At 67.5% G+C, this 22,045-nt stretch carries 19 protein-coding genes; 11 read left to right on the top strand and 8 right to left on the bottom strand.

The genetic code is table 11. The features are described 5' to 3' along the window. Positions 1-7: 7 nt before the first annotated feature. The 3 genes from zwf to tkt are packed head-to-tail and all read right to left on the bottom strand — an operon-like array spanning position 8 to position 4,807. On the bottom strand, positions 8-1,579 hold the full coding sequence (zwf, locus tag K9U37_RS14840) for a glucose-6-phosphate dehydrogenase (RefSeq protein ID WP_243072331.1): 1,572 nt from the start codon (positions 1,577-1,579) through the stop codon (positions 8-10). After that, complete coding sequence (gene tal, locus K9U37_RS14835) at positions 1,567-2,694, bottom strand: transaldolase (RefSeq protein ID WP_243072330.1); 1,128 nt, start codon at positions 2,692-2,694, stop codon at positions 1,567-1,569. Before tal ends, zwf begins: the two co-directional genes overlap by 13 nt. A gap of 19 nt (positions 2,695-2,713) precedes the next feature. Next, on the bottom strand, positions 2,714-4,807 hold the full coding sequence (gene tkt, locus K9U37_RS14830) for a transketolase (RefSeq protein ID WP_243072329.1): 2,094 nt from the start codon (positions 4,805-4,807) through the stop codon (positions 2,714-2,716). Positions 4,808-5,052: 245 nt separating this feature from the next. Here tkt and K9U37_RS14825 point away from each other — a divergent pair, with 245 nt between their 5' ends. Continuing rightward, positions 5,053-5,982 (top strand): heme o synthase, encoded by a 930-nt coding sequence (locus K9U37_RS14825; protein ID WP_243072328.1) that lies wholly within the window; start codon positions 5,053-5,055, stop codon positions 5,980-5,982. Here K9U37_RS14825 and K9U37_RS14820 read toward each other — a convergent pair. Continuing rightward, positions 5,979-6,953: a quinone oxidoreductase family protein gene (locus tag K9U37_RS14820; RefSeq protein ID WP_243072327.1), complete on the bottom strand. Its 975-nt coding sequence runs from the start codon at positions 6,951-6,953 to the stop codon at positions 5,979-5,981. The genes K9U37_RS14825 and K9U37_RS14820 overlap by 4 nt on opposite strands. A gap of 29 nt (positions 6,954-6,982) precedes the next feature. On the opposite strand from K9U37_RS14820, the gene K9U37_RS14815 reads away from it, so the two are divergent. After that, positions 6,983-7,921 (top strand): ATP-grasp domain-containing protein, encoded by a 939-nt coding sequence (locus K9U37_RS14815; RefSeq protein ID WP_243072326.1) that lies wholly within the window; start codon positions 6,983-6,985, stop codon positions 7,919-7,921. Here the strand turns inward: K9U37_RS14815 and K9U37_RS14810 are convergent. From K9U37_RS14810 to mptB, 4 genes are read right to left on the bottom strand one after another with little or no spacing between them, the layout of a single operon-like run. Beyond that, the gene (locus tag K9U37_RS14810; protein ID WP_243072325.1) at positions 7,871-8,827 is read right to left on the bottom strand and encodes a COX15/CtaA family protein; all 957 of its coding nucleotides are present in this window, start codon (positions 8,825-8,827) and stop codon (positions 7,871-7,873) included. The two genes, K9U37_RS14815 and K9U37_RS14810, sit on opposite strands and share 51 nt — an antisense overlap. 55 nt (positions 8,828-8,882) lie before the next feature. Further along, on the bottom strand, positions 8,883-9,656 hold the full coding sequence (locus tag K9U37_RS14805; protein WP_243072324.1) for an ABC transporter permease: 774 nt from the start codon (positions 9,654-9,656) through the stop codon (positions 8,883-8,885). After that, the gene (locus tag K9U37_RS14800) at positions 9,653-10,561 is read right to left on the bottom strand and encodes an ABC transporter ATP-binding protein (RefSeq protein ID WP_243073391.1); all 909 of its coding nucleotides are present in this window, start codon (positions 10,559-10,561) and stop codon (positions 9,653-9,655) included. The genes K9U37_RS14805 and K9U37_RS14800 overlap by 4 nt, the downstream gene beginning before the upstream one ends. Before the next feature lie 20 nt (positions 10,562-10,581). Next, positions 10,582-12,291: a polyprenol phosphomannose-dependent alpha 1,6 mannosyltransferase MptB gene (gene mptB / locus K9U37_RS14795; RefSeq protein ID WP_243072323.1), complete on the bottom strand. Its 1,710-nt coding sequence runs from the start codon at positions 12,289-12,291 to the stop codon at positions 10,582-10,584. A gap of 74 nt (positions 12,292-12,365) precedes the next feature. On the opposite strand from mptB, the gene K9U37_RS14790 reads away from it, so the two are divergent. The 9 genes from K9U37_RS14790 to K9U37_RS14750 all read left to right on the top strand — a co-directional run bounded on the left by K9U37_RS14790 (position 12,366) and on the right by K9U37_RS14750 (position 22,044). Continuing rightward, the gene (locus K9U37_RS14790; protein WP_243072322.1) at positions 12,366-13,076 is read left to right on the top strand and encodes a helix-turn-helix transcriptional regulator; all 711 of its coding nucleotides are present in this window, start codon (positions 12,366-12,368) and stop codon (positions 13,074-13,076) included. A 64-nt stretch (positions 13,077-13,140) separates the two neighbouring features. Then, on the top strand, positions 13,141-15,717 hold the full coding sequence (gene sufB / locus K9U37_RS14785) for a Fe-S cluster assembly protein SufB (RefSeq protein ID WP_243072321.1): 2,577 nt from the start codon (positions 13,141-13,143) through the stop codon (positions 15,715-15,717). Beyond that, positions 15,717-16,901: a Fe-S cluster assembly protein SufD gene (gene sufD, locus K9U37_RS14780; RefSeq protein ID WP_243072320.1), complete on the top strand. Its 1,185-nt coding sequence runs from the start codon at positions 15,717-15,719 to the stop codon at positions 16,899-16,901. The genes sufB and sufD overlap by 1 nt, the downstream gene beginning before the upstream one ends. Further along, positions 16,898-17,671 (top strand): Fe-S cluster assembly ATPase SufC, encoded by a 774-nt coding sequence (gene sufC, locus K9U37_RS14775; protein ID WP_243072319.1) that lies wholly within the window; start codon positions 16,898-16,900, stop codon positions 17,669-17,671. The genes sufD and sufC overlap by 4 nt, the downstream gene beginning before the upstream one ends. A 1-nt stretch (position 17,672) precedes the next feature. Next, on the top strand, positions 17,673-18,920 hold the full coding sequence (locus tag K9U37_RS14770) for a cysteine desulfurase (protein WP_243072318.1): 1,248 nt from the start codon (positions 17,673-17,675) through the stop codon (positions 18,918-18,920). A gap of 2 nt (positions 18,921-18,922) precedes the next feature. Beyond that, the gene (gene sufU, locus K9U37_RS14765) at positions 18,923-19,387 is read left to right on the top strand and encodes a Fe-S cluster assembly sulfur transfer protein SufU (RefSeq protein WP_243072317.1); all 465 of its coding nucleotides are present in this window, start codon (positions 18,923-18,925) and stop codon (positions 19,385-19,387) included. 38 nt (positions 19,388-19,425) lie between these two features. Further along, complete coding sequence (locus K9U37_RS14760; protein WP_272888135.1) at positions 19,426-19,761, top strand: metal-sulfur cluster assembly factor; 336 nt, start codon at positions 19,426-19,428, stop codon at positions 19,759-19,761. A 68-nt stretch (positions 19,762-19,829) separates the two neighbouring features. Then, positions 19,830-21,464: a VWA domain-containing protein gene (locus K9U37_RS14755; protein ID WP_243072316.1), complete on the top strand. Its 1,635-nt coding sequence runs from the start codon at positions 19,830-19,832 to the stop codon at positions 21,462-21,464. Positions 21,465-21,474: 10 nt separating this feature from the next. Beyond that, entirely contained in the window at positions 21,475-22,044 is a 570-nt protein-coding gene (locus K9U37_RS14750) for a hypothetical protein (protein WP_243072315.1), read from the top strand. Position 22,045 lies beyond the last annotated feature (1 nt).

The following is a 22,045-nucleotide window of genomic DNA, read 5'->3' as shown; positions in this document are numbered from 1 at the left end:
CTCATCGCTAGGGACGCCTCCATTCACGTCCCGAGCGCCGCAACATCTCGAACGCCGACTCCGGACCCCAGGTGCCCGACTCGTACGGGTCCGGCTTGCCGCCCTCGGCCCAGTAATCCAGGACGGGATCCAATATCTCCCAGGACATTTCGACCTCGGCGTTGCTGGGGAACAGTGAGGGCTCACCCAGCAGGACGTCGAGGATGAGCCGCTCGTAGGCCTCCGGCGAGTCTTCGGCGAAAGCCGAACCGTACGAGAAGTCCATGTTGACGTCGCGGACCTCCATCGCACTGCCGGGCACCTTCGAGCCGAAGCGCAGCGTGATGCCCTCGTCCGGCTGGACGCGGATCACCAGCGCGTTGGTCCCGAGGTCCTCGGTCATCGTCGCGTCGAACGGCAAATGCGGAGCACGCTTGAACACCAACGCGATCTCGGTGACCCTGCGGCCCAATCGTTTTCCGGTCCGCAGATAGAACGGCACCCCGGCCCACCGTCGGGTGTCGACCTCGAGTTCGATCGCGGCGAACGTCTCGGTGGTCGAGTCCTTGGAGAACCCCTCCTCGTCGAGCAGCCCGACGACCTTCTCACCGCCCTGCCAACCCGTGGTGTACTGCCCACGCGAGGTGGTCAGGTCCAGCGGCAGCGCCAGTGCGGTGGCCGAGAGCACCTTGATCTTCTCGGCTCGGACTTCGCGCGGGTGGAAGCTGACCGGCTCCTCCATCGCGGTCAGCGCCAGCAGCTGCAACAGGTGATTCTGGACGACGTCGCGGGCCGCCCCGATGCCGTCGTAGTAACCGGCCCGCCCGCCCAGACCGATGTCCTCGGCCATGGTGATCTGGACGCTGTCGACGTAGTGGCTGTTCCAGATCGGTTCGTAGAGCTCATTGGCGAACCGCAGCGCCAAGATGTTCTGCACCGTCTCCTTGCCGAGGTAGTGGTCGATGCGGAACACCGACTCCTCCGGGAAGACGCTGTTGACGACCTTGTTCAGCTCGATCGCGCTCTCCAAGTCGTGGCCGAACGGCTTTTCGATCACCACCCGGCTCCAGCGGCCCTCCTGCCGGCGGGCCAGCCCGGACTTTTTGAGCTGTTCGCAGACCACCGGGAACGCCTTCGGCGGGACCGACAGATAGAAGGCGTGATTGCCGCCCGTACCGCGGTCCACATCCAGCTTCTCCAGCGTCTCGGCCAGCCGGGTGAAGGAGGCGTCGTCGTCGAATGTGCCGCAGACGAACCGGACGCCCTCGGCGAGGCGGTCCCACACCTCCTGGCGAAACGGCGTGCGGGCGTGTTGTTTAACCGCCTCGTAAACGATCTGCCCGAAATCCTCGTCGGCCCAGTCCCGCCGGGCGAACCCGACCAATGAGAACGAGGGCGGCAACAGTCCCCGGTTGGCCAGGTCGTAGATCGCAGGCATCAACTTCTTGCGGGCGAGATCTCCGGTGACGCCGAAGATCACCACGCCGCACGGGCCGGCGATCCGGGGCATCCGCTTGTCCCGCTTGTCGCGCAGCGGGTTGCGATAACTCGCCGGGGCCGGAGCCACCACCCCGGGTACGGGCTCGTCTACCGCGACCATCTGGCGGCGGCGTCGAGCTGGCCCTGAGTAGCGTCCAGCAGCTGCTGCCAGGACTTCTCGAACTTCTCCACGCCCTCGTCCTCGAGGACCAGGAAGACGTCGCGCAAGTCGATGCCGATGGCGTCGAGCTTGTCGAACACCCCTTGCGCCTCGGCGGCCGTGCCGGTGATCGTGTCCCCGGTGACCACGCCGTGGTCGGCGACCGCGTCGAGGGTCTTTTCCGGCATTGTGTTGACCGTGTTGGGCGCCACCAGTTCGGTGACGTACAGGGTGTCGGAGTAGTCGGGGTTCTTCACCCCGGTCGACGCCCACAGCGGACGCTGCACCCACGCGCCGGCCTCGGCCAGGGGTGCGAACCGCTTGCCGCCGACGAACACCTCCTCGTAGGCGGCGTAGGCGAGACGGGCGTTGGCCACCCCGGCTTTGCCGCGCAGTGCGAGCGCCTCGTCGGACCCGATGGCCTCCAGTCGCTTGTCGATCTCGGTGTCCACCCTGGAGACGAAGAACGAGGCAACCGAATGGATGGTGTTCAGGTCGTGGCCGGCCTTCTCGGCGGCTTCCAACCCGGCAAGGTAGGCATCCATCACCGCTCGGTGGCGCTCGACGGAGAAGATGAGCGTGACGTTGACCGAAATGCCTTCGGCCAGAACGGCCGTGATGGCGGGCAGGCCCGCCTCGGTGGCCGGGATCTTGATCAGCAGGTTGGGCCGGTCGACGATCTTCCACAATTCGATGGCCTGCAGGATGGTCTTGTCGGTGTCGTGGGCCAGCCGCGGATCGACCTCGATCGACACTCGACCGTCGACACCGCCGGAGGCCTCCCACTGCGGCCGCAGCACATCGCAGGCGTTGCGGACGTCGTCCGTGGTCACGGTGCGGATGGTGGCGTCGACGTCGGCTCCTCGCTCGGCGAGCTCGGCGACTTGGGCGTTATAGGCGGTGCCCGTGGACAGGGCGGCCTGGAAGATCGACGGGTTGGTGGTGACGCCGACGACGCTGCGGGTGTCGATCAGCTCCTGCAGGCTGCCCGACTGCAACCGCTCGCGGGACAGGTCGTCGAGCCAGACGGAGACGCCCGCGGCGGACAGCGCCGCGAGGTTGGGATTCTGTGCCATGTCGGTACCCTTCTGTAGGTCAGTTGTCGATTGCGCGTTCGGCAGCCGCGGCGACGGCCTCGGGAGTGAAGCCGAACTCGCGGAAGAGCGTCTTGTCGTCGGCGGACTCGCCGTAGTGCTCGATGGAGATGATCTCGCCGGTGTCGCCGACGAACTTGTACCAACTCTGGGCGATCCCGGCCTCCACCGCGACCCGGGCCGACACGTCCGGCGGCAGCACCCTGTCGCGGTACTCCTGCGGCTGAGACTCGAACCATTCCACACAGGGCATCGACACCACGTAGGCGCGGATGTCCTTGTCCGCCAACATCTTCTGCGCTTCCACCGCCAGCTGGAGCTCAGAGCCGGTGGCAATGATGATCACGTCGGCGTCATCGGCCGGACTGCCGCCACCCAGCACATAGCCCCCGCGGGCGACGCCCTCGGCGCTGGTGCCCTCCAGAACCGGGACGCCCTGGCGGGTCAGGATGAAACCGACCGGGCCGCTGCCGTTGGCGCGGGCGATGATCGAGCGCCAGGCATATGCGGTCTCGTTGGGATCGCCGGGACGCACCACCGAGAGCTTCGGGATCGCGCGCAGCGCCGCCAGGTGTTCGATCGGCTGGTGGGTGGGGCCGTCCTCGCCGAGCCCGATCGAGTCGTGCGTCCAGATGTAGATGGTGTCGATGTCCATCAGCGACGCCAGTCGCACCGCGGGCCGCATGTAATCGGCGAACTGCAGGAACGTGCCGCCGAACGCGCGGGTCGGTCCGTGCAGCACGATGCCGGACAGGATCGAGCCCATCGCGTGTTCGCGAATACCGAAGTGCAGCACCCGGCCATACCAGTCGGCGGTGAAGTCCGCCGTGGAGATCGACGGCGGCCCGAACGACTTCACACCCTTGATGGTGGTGTTGTTGCTGCCCGCGAGATCCGCTGAGCCACCCCACAATTCGGGCAGTTTCGGCGCGACGTCGTTGAGCACCTGACCGAAGGCCGCCCGGGTGGCCACCGCCTTGGAGCCCGGCTCCCAGTAGGTGATGTCGGCGTCCCACCCGTCGGGCAGCTCCCGGGCCGTCAGCCGGTCCAGCAGCGCCTTGCGTTCCGGTTCGCGCTGCGCCCAGGCGTCGAAGTCGCCCTGCCACTTCTCACGGGCCTCCCGGCCGCGGTCGACGAGCTTGCGGGTGTGCTCGATGACCTCGGGGCGCACCTCGAACGTCTTGTCCGGGTCGAAGCCGAGCACCCTCTTGGTGGCGGCCACCTCCTCCTCGCCCAGTGCCGAGCCGTGCACACCGCCGGTGTTCATCTTCGTCGGCGCCGGATAGCCGATGATCGTGCGCACCGAGATGAACGACGGTTTGTCGGTGACCTTCTTGGCTTCGGCGATCGCCTTCTCGACGCCGACGACGTTCTCACCGCCCTCGACTTCCTGGACGTGCCAGCCGTAGGCGCGGTAGCGCTCGAGGGTGTCCTCGGACAGCGCGATGTTGGTGTCGTGCTCGATGGAGATCTGATTGCGGTCGTAGAAGACGATCAGGTTGCCCAGCTGCTGAGTGCCCGCCAGCGACGAGGCCTCGCTGGTGACGCCCTCCTCGATGTCACCGTCGGAGGCGATCACATAGATGTAGTGGTCGAACGGGCTGGTGCCGGCCGGAGCGTCCGGGTCGAACAGGCCGCGCTCGTAGCGGGCGGCCATCGCCATCCCGACCGCGGAGGACAGGCCCTGTCCAAGCGGACCGGTGGTGATCTCCACGCCGAGGGTGTGCCGGAATTCCGGGTGGCCCGGCGTCTTGGAACCCCAGGTGCGCAGCGACTCGATGTCGGAGAGTTCGAGGCCGAATCCGCCGAGGTACAGCTGTAAGTACAACGTGAGGCTGCTGTGCCCGCAGGACAGGATGAAGCGGTCGCGACCCAGCCAGTGGGTGTCGCTGGGGTCGTGCCGCATCACCCGCTGGAACAGCGTGTAGGCCAACGGCGCCAGGCTCATCGCCGTGCCGGGGTGTCCGTTGCCCACCTTCTGGACCGCATCGGCGGCCAAAACCCGCACCGTATCGACGGCCAGCGAGTCGATACCGCTCCAGTCGTCCGGATGGTGTGGCTGGGTCAGCGCGGAAATCTGTTCGAGTGTGGTCACTAACTCACTCCTGGCGTCGTCAGAGTGCTGGCAAGCTGGGGTCGTCTTCACCCTAGTGCCGGATGGGGTGCTATTGCAGTGTGCTCCCAGCAGCGTGACCCGCAGGTGAAGCTTTGCGGGTCCCAGCGCATCACCGAGGTGGAATCGCCGTGAATCGACCCTTCGGCTCCGGTCTGGGGCCGGCCGGTCTACCATCGTATGTAGTAGATCGTCGGCTTCGCCGCCGCGTGTCAGGAGTCAGCTGCGTGAGAGTTCGTGAAGTGCACCTCGTCGAGGGCGCGCCCGTTCGATTCCGCGACCGGATGCTGGGCTATCTAGCCCTGACCAAACCGCGGGTGATCGAGCTGCTGCTCGTCACCACCATCCCGGCCATGCTGCTGGCCCACCGGGGCAGCGTCGACCCGCTGCTGATCCTCAACACCTTGTTCGGTGGGATGCTCGCCGCAGCAGGCGCTAACGCGCTGAACTGTGTGGCCGATGCCGACATCGACAAGCTGATGAAGCGCACCGAGCGTCGGCCGTTGGCCCGGGCCACGGTGCCGCGCAGCCATGCGCTGGTGTTCGGGCTGGCACTCTCGGTCGCCTCGTTCTTCTGGCTGTGGTGGACCACCAACATGCTCTCGGCGCATCTGGCCGCCGCCACAATCGCCTTCTACGTGCTCATCTACACGCTGGTGCTCAAGCGCCGCACCTCGCAGAACGTGGTGTGGGGTGGGGCCGCGGGCTGCATGCCGGTGATGATCGGCTGGTCGGCGGTGACCGGCACCATCGGCTGGCAGGCGCTGGTGATGTTCGCGATCATCTTCTTCTGGACGCCGCCGCACACCTGGGCGCTGGCCATGAAGTACAAGGACGACTACCGCGCCGCCGGCGTGCCGATGCTGCCCGTGGTCGCCACCGAGCAGCAGGTGACCAAGCAGATCGTGATCTACACCTGGCTGACGGTTCTCGCCACGCTGGCGCTGATCCCGGGCGCCGGATGGCTGTACGCGTCGGTGGCCACCCTGGCCGGGGCGTGGTTCCTGGTGATGGCCCATCGTCTGCATGCGGGTGTACGCCGCGGTGAGTCCGTCAAGCCGCTGCGACTGTTCCTGCAGTCGAACAACTACCTGGCCGTGGTGTTCGTCGCTCTCGCGGTCGACTCGGCGATCGCCCTGCCCACGATCTTCCCCTAGGGCACCAACACGATCGAACCGGTCGTCTTGCGGCCTTGCAGGTCGCGGTGGGCTTGTGCCGCATCGGCCAGCGGGTAGTGCCCGCCGATGGTGATCGTGATCGAGCCGTCGGCAATGGCATCAAGCACTTCGCCTGCACGCCAGGCGAACTCGTCGGCCGTCCGGGTGAAGTGCGCGAGGTTGGGCCGGGTCAGGTAGACCGAGCCGGCCGCGTTGAGTCGCTGCGGGTCCACCGGCGGCACCGGTCCACTGGACGCACCGAACAACGCCAGCGTGCCGCGGACCGCCAAGCTGGCCAGGCTGGCGTCGAACGTGGTCTTGCCGACCCCGTCGTAGACCGCGGCGACACCGCGACCATTGGTCAGATCCCGGATCTTGGCGGCGAACTCGGCGGTGTTCTCGGGGTAGTCGAGCACCTCGACGGCACCCGCCCGCCGCGACAGCTCCGCCTTGTCGGGCGTGGAAGCCGTGGTGATCACCCGCGCGCCCAGGCTGGTGGCCCACTGGGTGAGGATCAGCCCGACGCCGCCGGCGCCGGCGTGCACGAGCAGGAAGTCGCGGGCCTGCACGGCGTAGACCGACTTGATCAGATAGTGCGCCGTCATACCCTTGAGCAGTGCCGAGGCAACCTCGTCGGACTGCACGGCATCGGGCACGTAGGCAACGAAATCCGCTGGTGCCGTGCAGAATTCGGCGTAGGCGCCGGAGGCGTTCGCGGTGACCACCCGATCGCCGGGCTTGATCGCCGCGACGTCGTCGCCCACCGCCGCGACCGTCCCGCACACCTCCGTGCCGACCACGAACGGGACTTCGCGCGGGTACAGGCCAGACCGGAAGTAGGTGTCGATGTAGTTGACGCCGATGGCGTCGGCCTCGATGAGCACCTCGCCCGGGCCCGGTTCGGGTTTCGGCTTCTCGACGTAGCTGAGGACCTCCGGACCGCCTGTCTGGGCGATTTCGATTGCGTGCATGTCATTATCATCCCCGGTGTGAGAACGGCATGAAGCTGGCCCGCCCCGATGTGTTCCATCCCAGGATCGTTCTGGCCGGCTGCCCGCAGCTGGTGGACGGCGACGGCGACGACGCCGGCCTCGTCGATGCGCTGCGCCGGCGCGGGCTGCACGCGCGGTGGCTGTCGTGGGACGACCCGCAGACCGAAGCCGCGGATCTGGTGATCCTGCGGGCGACGTGGGACTACGCCGCGCGGCGCGAAGAGTTCCTGGCCTGGGCCGCGCGGGTGCGCAACCTGCTCAACGCGCCGCAGGTAGTGGCCTGGAACAGCGACAAGCGCTACCTCGACGACCTGGCCGCCGCCGGTGTGCCGACCCTGCCGTCGTACTTCTTCGCACCGGGGGAGAAGGTTCGCCTGCCCCGGGGCGAGATCGTCGTCAAGCCGGCGATCGGTGCCGGCTCGGTCGACACCCGCCGGTTCACCGACCGTGCGGCCGCCCGCGAACATGCCGCCGCCCTGCAGGACAGCGGGCGCACCGTGCTGGTGCAGCCCTACGACGCGCGCGTGGAGGCGGGGGAGACCGCGCTGGTCTTCCTCGGCGGTGCACAGTCGCACGCCTTCACCAAGGGGCCGATGCTGCCCCCGGAGGGCAGGCTGCCCGAGCTCGACGAGTCCGGCACCTTCGCCGAGGAGTCGCTGACGCCGGCCGACCCGGACTTCGAGATGTGGGAGGTCGCCCACGCCGCGTTGGAAGCCGCCGCCGGACACCTCGGGCTTGCCATCGACGAGCTGCTGTACGCACGGGTCGATCTCATCGGGGGCGCCGACGACCCGCTACTTCTGGAACTCGAGCTGATCGAACCGTCGCTGGGCTGGCGCCAACTCGACGAGAACGCCCGGGAGTCACAGCAGCGACAGTTCGCGTTGTGTGTCGAGTCAGCTCTGGAGCGTCTTGGGCTCGGTCCGCTGTCGCATCGACGCCCATAGCGCCGCGGTCGCCGCGGTACAGGCCGCCGCACCGGCGACGTGGAAGGCCACCAGCACGGCCGGCACCCCGGTGAAGAACTGGACAGCCCCGAGCAAGCCCTGGGCGATCACCACGACGACCAGCACCGAGAGCCGGCGCATGATCAGCCGTGGTGCGTAAACGGCCAGCAGGCCGGCGCCCAGACCGATCAGCAGCGACAGATAGATGAACAGGAACGCGGAGTGCGCGTGCACCAGCGTGAGGATCTCCACCTCGAGACGCGGCACGATCCGCTGCGGGCTCTTGTCGCCGGCGTGCGGGCCCGCGCCCGTCACCGTGGTCCCCGTGACCAGGGTCGCGGACAGCGCGAGCGCGCTCAGTAAGGTCAAGTGCCGCAAGGGTTTCGGCACCAGCGCCGTCGGGATGCCGTCGTCGGGTTCGCCGATCTTGACGTAGAGCAGGGTGGCCAGCCAGACCATCAGCATCGAGGCCAGCAGGTGCACGGCGACCGTCCACCACAGCAGGCCGGTGAGCACGGTGACGCCGCCGATCACCGCCTGCAGCACGGTCGAGGCCGGCATCAGCCACGCGTAGACGAGCACCTCGCGGCGCCGGCCCGCCCGCGTGACGGCCAGCACCGCGAGGATCGCGGTGATCACGACGAGAAAGGTGATCATCCGGTTGCCGAACTCGACGGCCTGGTGGATTCGGGGGACTTCGGCGTGCGGGACGGGGGTGAAGCTGCCGGGGAAGCACTGCGGCCAGGTCGGGCAACCGAGGCCGGAGGACGTCACCCGGACGATCGAGCCGGTGACCGCGATTCCGGCCTGGGTGAGAATGACCGCCGCGGCGATGATGCGCTGCGTGCGCAGGCTCGGCAACGGAAGCAGGTCCACCAACCGCTGGAAAAACCGTCCGACGGGCACGGCCCGATCGTAGAGGACGCCCAACTACGCCCCGTAGTTGGGCGATCGGAACCCCTCAGGTGAAGCGGAACCAGCGCAGCGCGGCCAGCGCCGACAGCCCACCCCAGACCGCGAGCACCGCGATGCCGAACCAGTCGACCGACAAGGCCATCGCCTGCGACAGCGCCTCGGTCAATGCCCCCGACGGCGTCAGCCGCGCCACCCACGACACCCCGCGCGGGATCGCGCCCGTCTCCAGCGTCAGCGCGCCCAGCCCGGCGAACACGAACCACAGCAGGTTGGCGACCGCGAGCACGATCTCGGCACGCAGGGTTCCGCCGAGCAGCAGGCCCATCGCGGCGAATCCCGCGGTGCCCAGCGCGATGATCACCGCGCCGAGCAGAAGCCCTGCCGGATGGGGCCGCCAACCCAGGGCAAGGCCGATGCCGCCGAGCAGCAGCGCCTGCAGGAACACCACCGTCACCACCGCGAGCGACTTGCCGGCGATGATGCCCCACACCGGCAGGGCGGTGGCGCCCAGGCGTTTGAGCGCGCCGTATCGGCGGTCGAACGCGACGGCGATGGCCTGCCCGGTGAGCGCAGTGGAGATGACGGCCAGCGCCATGATGGCCGGTACGAACACCCCGACGCGATGCTCGCCGAACGAGCCCAGCGGCAGCAGCGTGAGCCCGATCAGCAGCGTGATCGGGATGAACATCGTCAGCAGCAACTGTTCGCCGTTGCGCAGCAACAGCCTCAGCTCCAGGCCGTACTGGGCCGCCAGCATCCGCGGCACGCTGTTGGGTCGCGGATCGGGGCGGAAGGTGCCCGCGGGGAAGAGCTCCGTCATGGCCGCAGCTCCTTGCCCGTCAGGTCCAGGAACACATCCTCGAGGCTGCGCTGCTCGACCCGGACCTCGGTGGTCAGCACGTTGAGCCGGGCGCACCAGGCCGTCACCGTCGCCAGCACCTGCGGGTCGATCTGACCCTCGACCAGGTACTCGCCCGGCGAAGCTTCTTTGGCCGAGTAGTTCTCCGGCAGTGCGGAGATCAACAGCGACAGGTCCAGCCGCCGCGGCGCGCTGAACCGCAGCTGACCTTCCGCCCCGTTGTGCATCAGCTCCGCGGGTGTGCCGGCTGCGACCGAGGAGCCGTGGTCGATGATGACGATCCGGTCGGCCAGTTCCTCGGCCTCCTTGAGTTGGTGGGTGGTCAGTACCACCGTCACACCGTCACGGCGCAGCGCGTCGATCAGCTCCCAGACCACCAGCCGCGCATGGGCGTCCATACCCGCGGTCGGCTCGTCAAGGAACACCAGCTCCGGCCGGCCGACCAGCGCGCACGCCAGGGCAAGGCGCTGCTGCTGTCCGCCCGACAGCCGGCGGTAGGTGGTGCGGGCGGCGTCGGTGAGTCCGAGGGTTTCCAGCAGCCAGGCCGGGTCGAGCGGGTTGGCGGCATAGGAGGCGACCAGCTTGAGCATTTCGCCGGCGCGGGCCGCCGGGTACCCGCCGCCGCCCTGCAGCATGACGCCAATCCGTTCGCGGACGCGGGCATTGTCGGCCACCGGGTCCAGGCCCAACACCTCGATGGTGCCGGAGTCGGGCCGCACGAATCCCTCGCACATCTCGACCGTCGTGGTCTTGCCGGCCCCGTTCGGGCCGAGCAACGCCAGCACCTCGGCGGCGTGCACGTCGAGATCCAGGTCCGACACTGCCGTTGTCGACCCGTAGCGCTTGGTGACCCCGCGCAGCCGCACGGGGGTATCGGAGCCAGGACTCACGGGGACTCAGCGTAGGCGTCCGCCGCCGGGCGCGGCGTGGGCGGCTCGGTCGGCGCGGGGGCGGGCTCCTGGCCGCTGAAGGTCTCGGTGGTGCCCGGCACGTTGCGCCACGGCAGCCGGTTGAGGGTCAGCGCGATCAGCAGCAGCACGATCACCGTGCTGGCCAGGGTGGCGTCGATGATCTGGAACAGTGCGAAGCGGTCGCCGTTGGCGGTCGGGCCGAAGATGCCGACGATGAGGGTCACCGCGATCGTCGCGATACGGAATCCCGGCCGAGTGGCCCAGGCGGCCAGCGGGATGATCGCCCACAGCAGATACCACGGCTGCACGACGGGGAACAGCAGGACCGTTGCGCCCAGGGCGACACCCAGGCCGCCGACCGGATGCAACCGGCCCCGCAGCACGGCCAGCAGCAGCCAGCTCACGGTGATGGTGATGATCAGCACGCCCATGGCGCGAGTCAGCGACAGCACAGCGGTGGTGTGATCGCCGAGGCCCAGTAGAATGCCCACCTGTCCGGTGCCCAACGCGAGCAGCGTGGGCGGGGACATCCAGCTGCGAACCACGTTGGCGGTGCCCAGCGTGAAGATCCAGCCGAAGCCCAGCCTGCTGGCCCAGCCGATCAGCGCCATCACCACCAGCGCGATGCTCATCATCAGCAGGCTGGCCGCAAGGAAGGGCTTGATCGTGCCGCCCCAGCGATGGGCCAGCGCCATGGCCACGAATCCCAGCGCGAGCAGCCCGGGCAGCTTGACCTGCGAGGACATCGTGATCAGTACGGCCCCGGCGATCAGCATGCCCAGCGGTAGCCAGGGCGCCCACTCGTCACGCCCGCGCGGCCACCGAAGCGGGTGCGGCCGCAGCGGGCCGGCCGAGTCGATTCCGCGCAGCGCGAACTCGGTTCCGGTCAGCATCAGCCCCAGCATCAGGGCCTCGTTGTGGATGCCCGCCACCAGGTGCATCAGTAGCAGGGGGTTGGCCGCGCCCAGCCACAGGGCGCTGACCTCGGCCACCCCGCAGCGGCGGGCCAGCCGGGGCACGGCCCACACGATCAGTCCGACGCCGATCAGCACCACGATGCGATGGCTGAGTACGGCCGCGACGATGTTCTCGCCGGTCAGTGCGGAGACGCCGCGGCCGATCCACAGGAACAGCGGTCCGTACGGCGCGGGTGTCTCGCGCCACAGGCTGGGCACCGAGAGCGTGAACACGTGGTCGAGCCCCAGCCCCGGAGCAGGGCCGACCTTGTAGGGGTTGAGCCCGATCCGTGAGATCTGGCTCTGCGCAAGGTAGGAGTACACGTCCTTGCTGTACATCGGTGGCGCGAGCAGCAGCGGCACCATCCACAGCAGCAGGGTGTGGTCGAGCTGGCTGCGCGACAAGCGGCGCGGGCCCAGCGTGAAGCGGCCCAGCATCAGCCACGCCAGCGCCATCATCACCGCGCCGGTGGTGGTCATCGTCAGCGAGACGGTCTGGATGCGCGACGGCAGGTTCAGCAGCCGCACCCCGAACGTGGGGTCCTGGACCACCGGCCTGGCCCCGGCGCCCAGGGCGCCGATACCCATCAGCACGGTTCCGGTGGCGCCGAACAGGCGGGTGCGCCGCAGCGCGCGAGCTTCGGCGTCGTTGAGGGGTGAGCCCACGGTGCGTTCGTCGCCGTGCAGACGGGCGATCGACGAACTCAAGGAGAGTTGGCGGGCTGCCACCACAGCACTCTAACCGCCGCAGCGGGGCCTGCCGCCGCCGCTGAGGCTGCCCTTACTGGACATCGCCCGGGGAATTGCGTCACACTGGTGTTGTGAAAATCCCGTCAGACGTTTATTCGGTGCCCGCTCCGGGCCCGGTCGCGCATGACGGTCCGACGCGCCGCGCCATCGTGCGCCTGCTGCTGGAGTCGGGACCGATCACCGCCGCCGAGATCGGACGCCGGCTGGGCATCTCCGCCGCCGGTGTTCGGCGTCATCTCGACGCCCTCATCGAGGCCGGTGACGCCGAGGCCAGCGCAGCGGCGGCATGGCAGCAGGTCGGCCGCGGCAGGCCCGCCAAGCGCTACCGACTGACCCCCGCCGGGCGCGCCAAACTCGAGCACACCTATGACGACCTGGCCTCGGCGGCCATTCGCCAGCTGCGCGAGATCGGGGGTGACGAGGCGGTGCGGGCCTTCGCCCGGCGCCGGATCGATACCATTTTGGCCGGGGTCACCGACGGCCCGCACGATGTCGAGTCGACGGCCGAGCGGGTGGCCGACGCGCTGACGAAAGCCGGGTACGCGACGGCCACGACTACCGTTCGCGGCCCCATCCAGGGCATCCAGATCTGCCAGCACCACTGCCCGGTTTCGCATGTGGCAGAAGAGTTTCCGGAGCTCTGCGAGACCGAGCAGCAGGCCATGTCGGAAATCCTCGGCACCCACGTGCAGCGGTTGGCGACGATCGCCAACGGCGACTGCGCATGCACCACCCACGTACCCCTGAACCCGGTACACCCCTAGCGCCACGACATCTTCGACGCACAGCCCGCGCCGGAGCCACCACGACCGCCTAAGGAGCGTCGCCATGACACTCACACCGGACACCAAGTCGGCCGAGCCGCTCAGTCAGGAGGAGGCGATCGCCTCGCTGGGCCGGTACGGCTACGGCTGGGCGGACTCCGACGTCGCGGGCGCCAGCGCGCAGCGCGGTCTGTCCGAAGCGGTGGTGCGCGACATCTCGGCCAAGAAGAGTGAGCCCGAGTGGATGCTCGACATCCGCCTCAAGGCGCTTCGCACGTTCGAGAAGAAGCCGATGCCGAACTGGGGTTCCAACCTCGGGGGCATCGACTTCGACAACATCAAGTACTTCGTGCGCTCCACCGAGAAGCAGGCGGCGACCTGGGACGACCTGCCCGAGGAGATCCGCAACACCTACGACCGGCTGGGCATCCCGGAGGCCGAGAAGCAGCGCCTGGTGTCTGGTGTCGCCGCACAGTACGAATGCCTCGCCGGGGACACTCTGGTGTGGACCGCCAATCGGGGACAGGTGCCGATCAAGGAGATCGTCTACGGCGATCGGGTTTTCGCCTACGACGAGGATGCCGAGCGGTTCGTCGTGGTACCCGTCAAAGCCGCAGCGCAGACAGATACCCGGCAGACCTACACCGTTCGCACGACCCGGCGCAGCCTGCGTGCCACCGACAACCACCCGATGCTTGTGTTGCGCGACGAACGCAAGCCGGGCCGGCAGCGGGCCCGTTATGCCCGTCGCTGGGTGACCGTCGGCGAGATCCAGCCGGGTGACTTCATCGCCGTGCCCCGCCAAATCCCGGTGTTCGGTGAGGCTGCCGAACTTCCGGCGGTCGCGGGTCTACATGCCCCGGCGACGAGCACTGTCGACCTGATGTGGCTGCTGGGTCTCTACCTCGGCGACGGCAATCTGCACCTGTCGCACAAGACCCATCGCGTTCAGTTCGCGATTCCGGACACCGACGTCGAACTGCGGGCTGAACTGACCCGCGTCGTCGGTGAGTTGTTCGGACTGCGCTGCATCGAGGCCGACCAGTACCGCGTCGTGGCGAACTCGAAGGCGCTGACCGAGTGGATCGTCGAGCTTGGTTTCGACGGACTGTCGCTCACCAAGCGTGTTCCGGATTGGGTCTATGCGCTTCCCGTCGATCAGCGGCTGGCGTTCCTCGGCGGCTGGGTCGACGCGGACGGCGACGTCCAGCCCGATCGAAGCGGCTCGATCATGTTGACCTCGGCCGATGAACCGCTCATCCGGCAAGCTCGAGAACTCGCCGAACTGTCGGGCCTTCGGGCTGCTGGGCCGTGGTCCTTCACCCAGCCCTATCGCCACGCGCCGGAGCGCATACAGACCGCGTGGCGGCTCGGAATCACCAGCGAGTTCGAGAAGCTCGGATGTCGCAACCCCAAGCGGACTGCTCGGTTCGGCCGCCGCCGCTGCTCGCACTCCTCGAACGGTGCGCACGGCACCACGATTCGCGTCCACTGCAACGACTGGCTGGGATTCGAACCGGTTAAGTCGGTGGAGCCATTCGCTGTCGAGCCGGTGTACGACATCGAGGTGGACGGTCCGCACAACTTTGTCGCCGAAGGCCTCGTCGCGCACAACTCAGAGGTGGTTTACCACCAGATCCGCGAGGATCTCGAGGCCCAGGGCGTCATCTTCCTCGACACCGACAGCGGTCTGCGGGAACACCCGGAGATCTTCAAGCAGTACTTCGGCACCGTGATCCCGGCCGGGGACAACAAGTTCTCCGCGCTCAACACCGCGGTGTGGTCGGGTGGCTCGTTCATCTACGTGCCGCCGGGCGTGCACGTCGACATCCCGCTGCAGGCCTACTTCCGGATCAACACCGAGAACATGGGCCAGTTCGAGCGCACGCTGATCATCGCCGACGAGGGCTCCTACATCCACTACGTGGAAGGGTGCACCGCTCCCATCTACAAGAGCGACTCGCTGCACTCCGCCGTCGTGGAGATCATCGTCAAACCCGGCGCGCGCGTTCGCTACACGACGATCCAGAACTGGTCGAACAACGTCTACAACCTGGTCACCAAGCGGGCCCGCGCCGAGGCCGGCGCCACCATGGAGTGGGTCGACGGCAACATCGGCTCCAAGGTCACCATGAAGTACCCGGCGGTCTGGATGACCGGCGAGCACGCCAAGGGCGAGGTGCTCTCGGTGGCGTTCGCCGGCGCGGGGCAGCACCAGGACACCGGTGCCAAGATGCTGCACCTGGCCCCGAACACCAGCAGCAACATCGTCTCCAAGTCGGTGGCCCGCGGCGGCGGACGCGCCTCCTACCGCGGCCTGGTCCAGGTGAACAAGGGAGCGCACGGGTCGCGTTCGAGCGTGAAATGCGATGCGCTGCTGGTCGATACGGTCAGCCGCAGCGACACCTACCCCTACGTCGACATCCGCGAGGACGACGTCACGATGGGTCACGAGGCCACCGTGTCGAAGGTCAGCGCCGACCAGTTGTTCTACCTGATGAGCCGTGGCATGACCGAGGACGAGGCGATGGCGATGGTGGTGCGCGGCTTCGTCGAGCCGATCGCCAAGGAGCTGCCGATGGAGTACGCGCTCGAGCTCAACCGGCTCATCGAGCTGCAGATGGAAGGCGCAGTCGGCTGATGACCAATCTCACCAAGGCGGTCGAAGGTTCACGCCCGGCCGCCTTCAACAAGGGCGAGCAGTTCGCCTCCTTCGACGTCGATGCCTTCGAAATCCCCGGCGGTCGCGACGAGCTCTGGCGGTTCACCCCGCTCAAGCGGCTGCGCGGTCTGCACGACGGCTCGGCACCTGCCACCGGCAGCGCCCGGATCGGCGTCTCGGAGCAGCCCGGAGTGACCGTGGAGACAGTGCGCCGCGGTGACGAGCGCCTCGGCCAGGGCGGTGTGCCCGCTGATCGTGTTGCCGCGCAGGCATTCTCGTCGTTCAACGAGGCGACCGTCGTCACCGTCGCCCGCGCGAGCCACCTCGAGGCCCCGGTCGAAATCACCCTCACTGGACCGGGGCAGGGTGCCACCGCCTACGGCCACCTGCAGATCCGCGCCGAGGAACTGGCCGAGGCCGTCGTGGTCATCGATCACCATGGCAGCGGAACCTACGCCGACAACGTCGAGTTCGTCGTCGGGAACGCCGCCCGGCTGACCGTCGTGTGGATCGCCGACTGGGCCGACGACACGGTGCACGTCAGCGCCCAGCACGCCCGGCTGGGTAAGGACGCTGTGCTGCGCCACGTGGCGGTGACCCTCGGTGGCGAGGTGGTCCGGATGTCGGCGACCGTCCGCTACGACGCCCCCGGTGGTGATGCTGAGCTTCTCGGCCTGTACTTCGCCGACGAGGGCCAGCACCTCGAGTCCCGGCTGCTGGTGGATCATGCGCAGCCCAACTGCAAGTCCAATGTGCTGTACAAGGGCGCGCTGCAGGGCGATCCGGACTCGAAGAAGCCCGACGCGCACACCGTGTGGGTGGGCGACGTGCTGATCCGCGCCGAGGCAACCGGCACCGACACCTTTGAGGTGAACCGCAACCTGGTGCTCACCGACGGCGCCCGCGCCGACTCGGTGCCCAACCTGGAGATCGAGACCGGCGAGATCGTCGGCGCCGGCCACGCCAGCGCAACCGGACGCTTCGACGACGAGCAGCTGTTCTACCTCCAGGCCCGCGGCATCCCCGAGAAGCAAGCCCGCCGCCTGGTGGTGCGCGGGTTCTTCGGCGAGATCATCTCCAAGATCGCCGTGCCGGACGTCCGGGAACGCCTGACCGCTGCCATCGAACACGAACTGGCCATCACCGAAGAGAGAACACAGTGAGCACTCTGGAAATCAAGGACCTCCACGTCAGCGTCGCCAACGAGGACGGCACCGAAAAGGAGATCCTCAAGGGCGTGAACCTGACGGTGAAGTCGGGGGAGACCCACGCGGTCATGGGCCCCAACGGATCCGGCAAGTCCACCCTGTCCTACTCGATCGCCGGGCACCCCAAGTACCACGTCACGTCGGGGTCGATCACCCTGGACGGCGAGGACGTGCTGGCGATGAGCGTCGACGAGCGGGCCCGCGCCGGACTGTTCCTCGCGATGCAGTATCCGGTCGAGGTGCCGGGGGTGTCGATGTCGAACTTCCTGCGCACCGCGGCCACCGCCGTGCGGGGTGAGGCGCCCAAACTGCGGTTGTGGATCAAAGAGGTCAAGGCCGCGATGACCGATCTCGGAATCGACCCGCAGTTCGCCGAACGCAGCGTCAACGAAGGCTTTTCCGGCGGTGAGAAGAAGCGCCACGAAATCCTGCAGCTCGGGCTGCTCAAGCCGAAGATCGCGATCCTCGACGAGACCGACTCCGGTCTGGACGTCGACGCGTTGCGCGTGGCCAGCGAGGGAGTCAACCGCTATGCCGAAGCCGAGCACGCGGGCGTACTGCTGATCACCCACTACACCCGCATCCTGCGCTACATCCACCCGCAGTTCGTCCACGTCTTCGTCGACGGGCGCATCGTCGAGTCTGGCGGTCCCGAGCTGGCCGACGAGCTCGAGGAGAACGGCTACGAGCGGTTCGCCCACCAAGCCACACCGGCAGGGGCATGACATGACCGCCTCGGTTGACCTGGACGTCCCGGCGATCCGTGCCGACTTCCCGATCCTGCAACGGGTGATGCGGGGCGGACACCAACTGGCCTACCTGGACTCCGGGGCGACCTCCCAGAAGCCGTTGCAGGTGCTCGACGCCGAGCGGGATTTCCTGATCAACCACTACGGTGCCGTGCACCGCGGTGCGCACCAGCTGATGGAGGAGTCCACCGACGCCTACGAGCAGGGCCGCTCCGACATCGCGGAGTTCGTCGGTGCCGCACCCGAGGAGCTGGCGTTCACCAAGAACGCCACCGAAGCGCTCAACCTCGTGTCGTACGTGCTGGGCGACAGCCGATACCCCGGCGCGGTGGGATCCGGCGACGTGATCGTGACCACCGAGCTCGAACACCACGCCAATCTGATTCCCTGGCAGGAACTGGCCCGTCGCACCGGCGCCACCCTGAAGTGGTACGGCGTCACCGATGAAGGACAGGTCGACCTGGACTCGCTTCAGCTCGACGAGCGGGTGAAAGTGGTTGCCTTCACTCATCATTCGAACGTGACCGGAACGGCACCGGCAGTGGCCGAGATGGTCGCTCGGGCCAAAGCCGTCGGCGCGCTGACCGTGCTCGACGCCTGCCAGTCGGTGCCGCACCAGCCGGTGGACTTCCGGGCGCTCGACGTGGATTTCGCCGCCTTCTCCGGGCACAAGATGCTCGGTCCCACCGGAATCGGCGCGCTGTACGGCCGCGCCGAGCTGCTGGAGAGCCTGCCGCCGTTCTTGACCGGCGGGTCGATGATCGAAACTGTGACGATGGAGGGCGCCACCTACGGGCCCCCCCCGCAGCGGTTCGAGGCCGGCACCCAGATGATCTCCCAGGTTGTCGGATTGGCGGCTGCTGCAAGGTATCTCGACGGGATCGGCATGCCGGCAGTGGCCGACCACGAGCACCGGCTGGTCGCGGCCGCACTGGACGGTCTGACCGCGATCCCCGACGTGCGGATCATCGGCCCGACCACCGCCGCTGAACGTCACTCCCCGGTGGCGTTCGTGGTCGACGGTGTGCACGCCCACGACGTCGGGCAGGTGCTCGACGACGACGGGGTCGCGGTGCGCGTCGGCCATCACTGCGCGTGGCCGCTGCACCGCCGGATCGGCGTGGCCGCCACCGTGCGAGCATCGTTCGCGGTGTACAACACCCTCGACGAGGTCGACCGGTTGATCGCCGGCGTCCGCCGGGCCATCGAGTTCTTCGGTAGGTAGACATGCGGTTGGAGCAGATGTACCAGGAAGTGATCCTGGACCACTACAAACACCCACACCATCGCGGGCTGCGGGAGCCGTTCGGCGCCGAGGTCCACCACGTCAACCCGACCTGTGGTGACGAGGTGACGCTGCGGGTGGCGCTGTCCGAGGACGGCGAGCGTGTCGAGGACATCTCATACGACGGTCAGGGCTGCTCGATCAGCCAGGCCGCCACATCCGTGCTCACCGATCAGGTGATCGGCCAGACGGTGGGGGATGCGCTCAAGATCGTTGCGGCGTTCTCCGAGATGGTCTCATCGCGGGGGACGATCGAGGGTGACGAGGATGTGCTCGGCGACGGGGTGGCCTTCGCCGGGGTGGCGAAGTATCCCGCGCGAGTGAAATGCGGGTTGCTGGGCTGGCTGGCTTTCAAAGATGCCCTGGCTCAGGCATCGCATCGAAAAGACTTGGAGGACAAGAAGTGAGCGAGACACCGACGGTCAGGAGCGAAGCGACCCGGGAATTGGCACAGCCGGAGGAACTTCTGGCCGACATCGAGGACGCAATGCGTGACGTGGTCGATCCCGAACTCGGCATCAACGTCGTCGACCTCGGCCTGGTGTACGGCGTGAACGTCGAGAAGAGCGACACCGGCACGGTGGCCTTCGTCGACATGACGCTGACCTCGGCCGCCTGCCCGCTGACTGACGTGATCGAGGACCAGACGCTCAACGCGCTGGTCGGTGCCGGACTGGTCAACGAGGCCAAGATCAACTGGGTGTGGAATCCGCCGTGGGGGCCGGACAAGATCACCGAGGACGGCCGCGAGCAACTGCGCGCACTCGGGTTCACCGTCTAGCGGCCTACCGTTTTCTGGGTGTTCACTTCGTCAAAAGTCGGTGACGCACCCGTCGATTAGGGTGAGGCATGCGCAAGGCCTATGCGGCGGTTCTCGCGGCCCTCGTGTTCGTGGCCGGCTGTTCGAGCGGGACGACCACCGCCCCCGGTGGCTACAGCAGCGACCCCAAGGTGCTTAGCATCGTGATGGGCTCCGAACAGCATCTGGTTTTCGACCAGATCGTACGGCCGTGGTGTGAGAAGAACGGACTCACCTGCACCCCAAAGGAACTGGGGTCGGTAGATCAGGCGAACCTGCTCAGCGAGGACTGTTCGAACCTGCCTCCGTATGACGTGTTCTGGTTCGCCTCGACGGTATTCGAGCAGATCGGCAACGAGCGGTGCGGCAAGCTGGTCGACTCCAAGCCGATGTTCTCCTCACCGGTGGTGTTCGCTGGGTGGCGCCATGTCATGGATCGATTGGGTTTCACGCCCGGCAGCAACACCTCGATCCAGCAGATTTTAGACGTGGTGGAAGCGGGCAAGGCCAAGGTCTGGATCACCAACCCGACGCAGTCAAACTCCGGTGCGACGGCGTTCTTCGGCTTCTTGAACTACTTCGCCGGAAACCCGCCCGGAAAAGCGCTCACCCAGGAACAGCTCGATTCGGAGCCGGTGCGCAGCGGCATCACACGGTTGATGAGCAAGTTCGATCACACGCCGCCGTCGACGAAGACGCTGATGGACGACTGCATCGCCGCACCGGACCGCTGCGAGGCCGTATTCACCTACGAGGCGCTGGTCATCGAGACCAACCGCGACCGCGTACCCAAAGGCGAAGAACCGATGACGGTGGTGTACCCGCAGGGATCGCTCGCCTTCGCCGATTCGCCACTGGGCTTCTTGCCGCACGGCGACAATTCCGAGAAGCAGGCCAACTTCGTCAAGCTCCAGACGTATCTGCTCAGCCCGGAGGCGCAGCAGGCGTTGCTGCTGCTGGGCCGACGGCCCGTCAACAGCAGCGGACTGTCGTTGCCCAATCTGCCGCAGGATCTCCGCAACACGGTGTTCCGGCCGGACTGGGGCATCGTGACCGACCGCCAAGAGCAGCCGATCCGGTTCCCGGCTGCGTCGGTCATCCAAAACGCCTTGTACAACTACAACGTCGAATATCGCCAGCCCGGCAACTTCGTCTACTGCCTCGACGGCTCGGGGAGCATGCAGGGGGACGGCTGGAACGGAGTACAGCAGGCCGCCGACATCCTCTTCGACCCCGACACCGCGCGAAGATACATGCTGCTGGCCAATCCCAAGGACAGCACAACGGTGTTCGTCTTCGATGACGGCATCAAGGGCGGTCCATGGACGGTGAACGGAAACCGCAAGGACGATCTGCTCGGGCTGCGCAAAGACATTACCGACAGCAGCCCCGGCGGCGGCACGAACATCCGCGGCTGCCTGCAGCACGCCGTCGACGTGTTCGGCAGCTACGGCGACGACGGCCGCAAGAAGGCCGTGGTGCTGATGACCGACGGACAGGACGGCGGTGACGACAACACCGCCATCGAGGAACTGGCGCAGATGGGCATACCGGTGATCGCGATCGGGTTCGGCGACGTCGACGAACACGATCTGCGCGACGTCATCGCCGCCGGCACCGGCGGCACGTACATCCACAAGGACAGCGTCGTCGGAGCACTGCGCGACGCTGCGGGATTCCGTTGAGGCTCAGCCGATGATGCCTTCGCAGCAGACCGTGCTCGCCGCGCTCGCCGCCGGAGCGGTGGGCTTCGTCGTCCTGTTCGCCCTCGGCGTCGGATGGCCGCTGGCGGCAGGACTCGGGGCTGGGCTGGCGCTGTCGGTGTGGTTCGCGCTCGGCTACCTGACTCCCTCTGACACCGAAGGCGAGCTCAACGACTGCTTCCGGCAGATCGACAAGACCGCCGCCCGCATCCGGGCGCTGAGTTTGCGAGTCAGCGACCGGGCAACAGCGGCTGCGCTGCAGTCCGGCTGCGACGGGATACCGCGCATGGTCGAGCTGATCCGTCAGCGCGATGTTCGGGTGGCCCTGCCGTTGGCGCAGCGCAGTCTGGCTTACGTCACGAACGTTGCCGGCGCGCTCGACGACTACGTCGACGTCCAGCACAGTGGTGACCCCGAATATCTGCGGCTGGGCCGCGAGGAGTTGAAACGGTTGGTGGACTTCACCTCCCAGCCCGACAAGGACCTGTCGGCGCGACAGATGGACGAGTACATCAACTCGCTCACTGCGCTCAACCTCAACCCGCCACCGGAGCTGTCGTGAG

The organism is Candidatus Mycolicibacterium alkanivorans, from assembly GCF_022760805.1.
GTDB lineage: Bacteria > Actinomycetota > Actinomycetes > Mycobacteriales > Mycobacteriaceae > Mycobacterium > Mycobacterium alkanivorans.
This window is presented reverse-complemented; position numbering and strand designations above follow the sequence as displayed.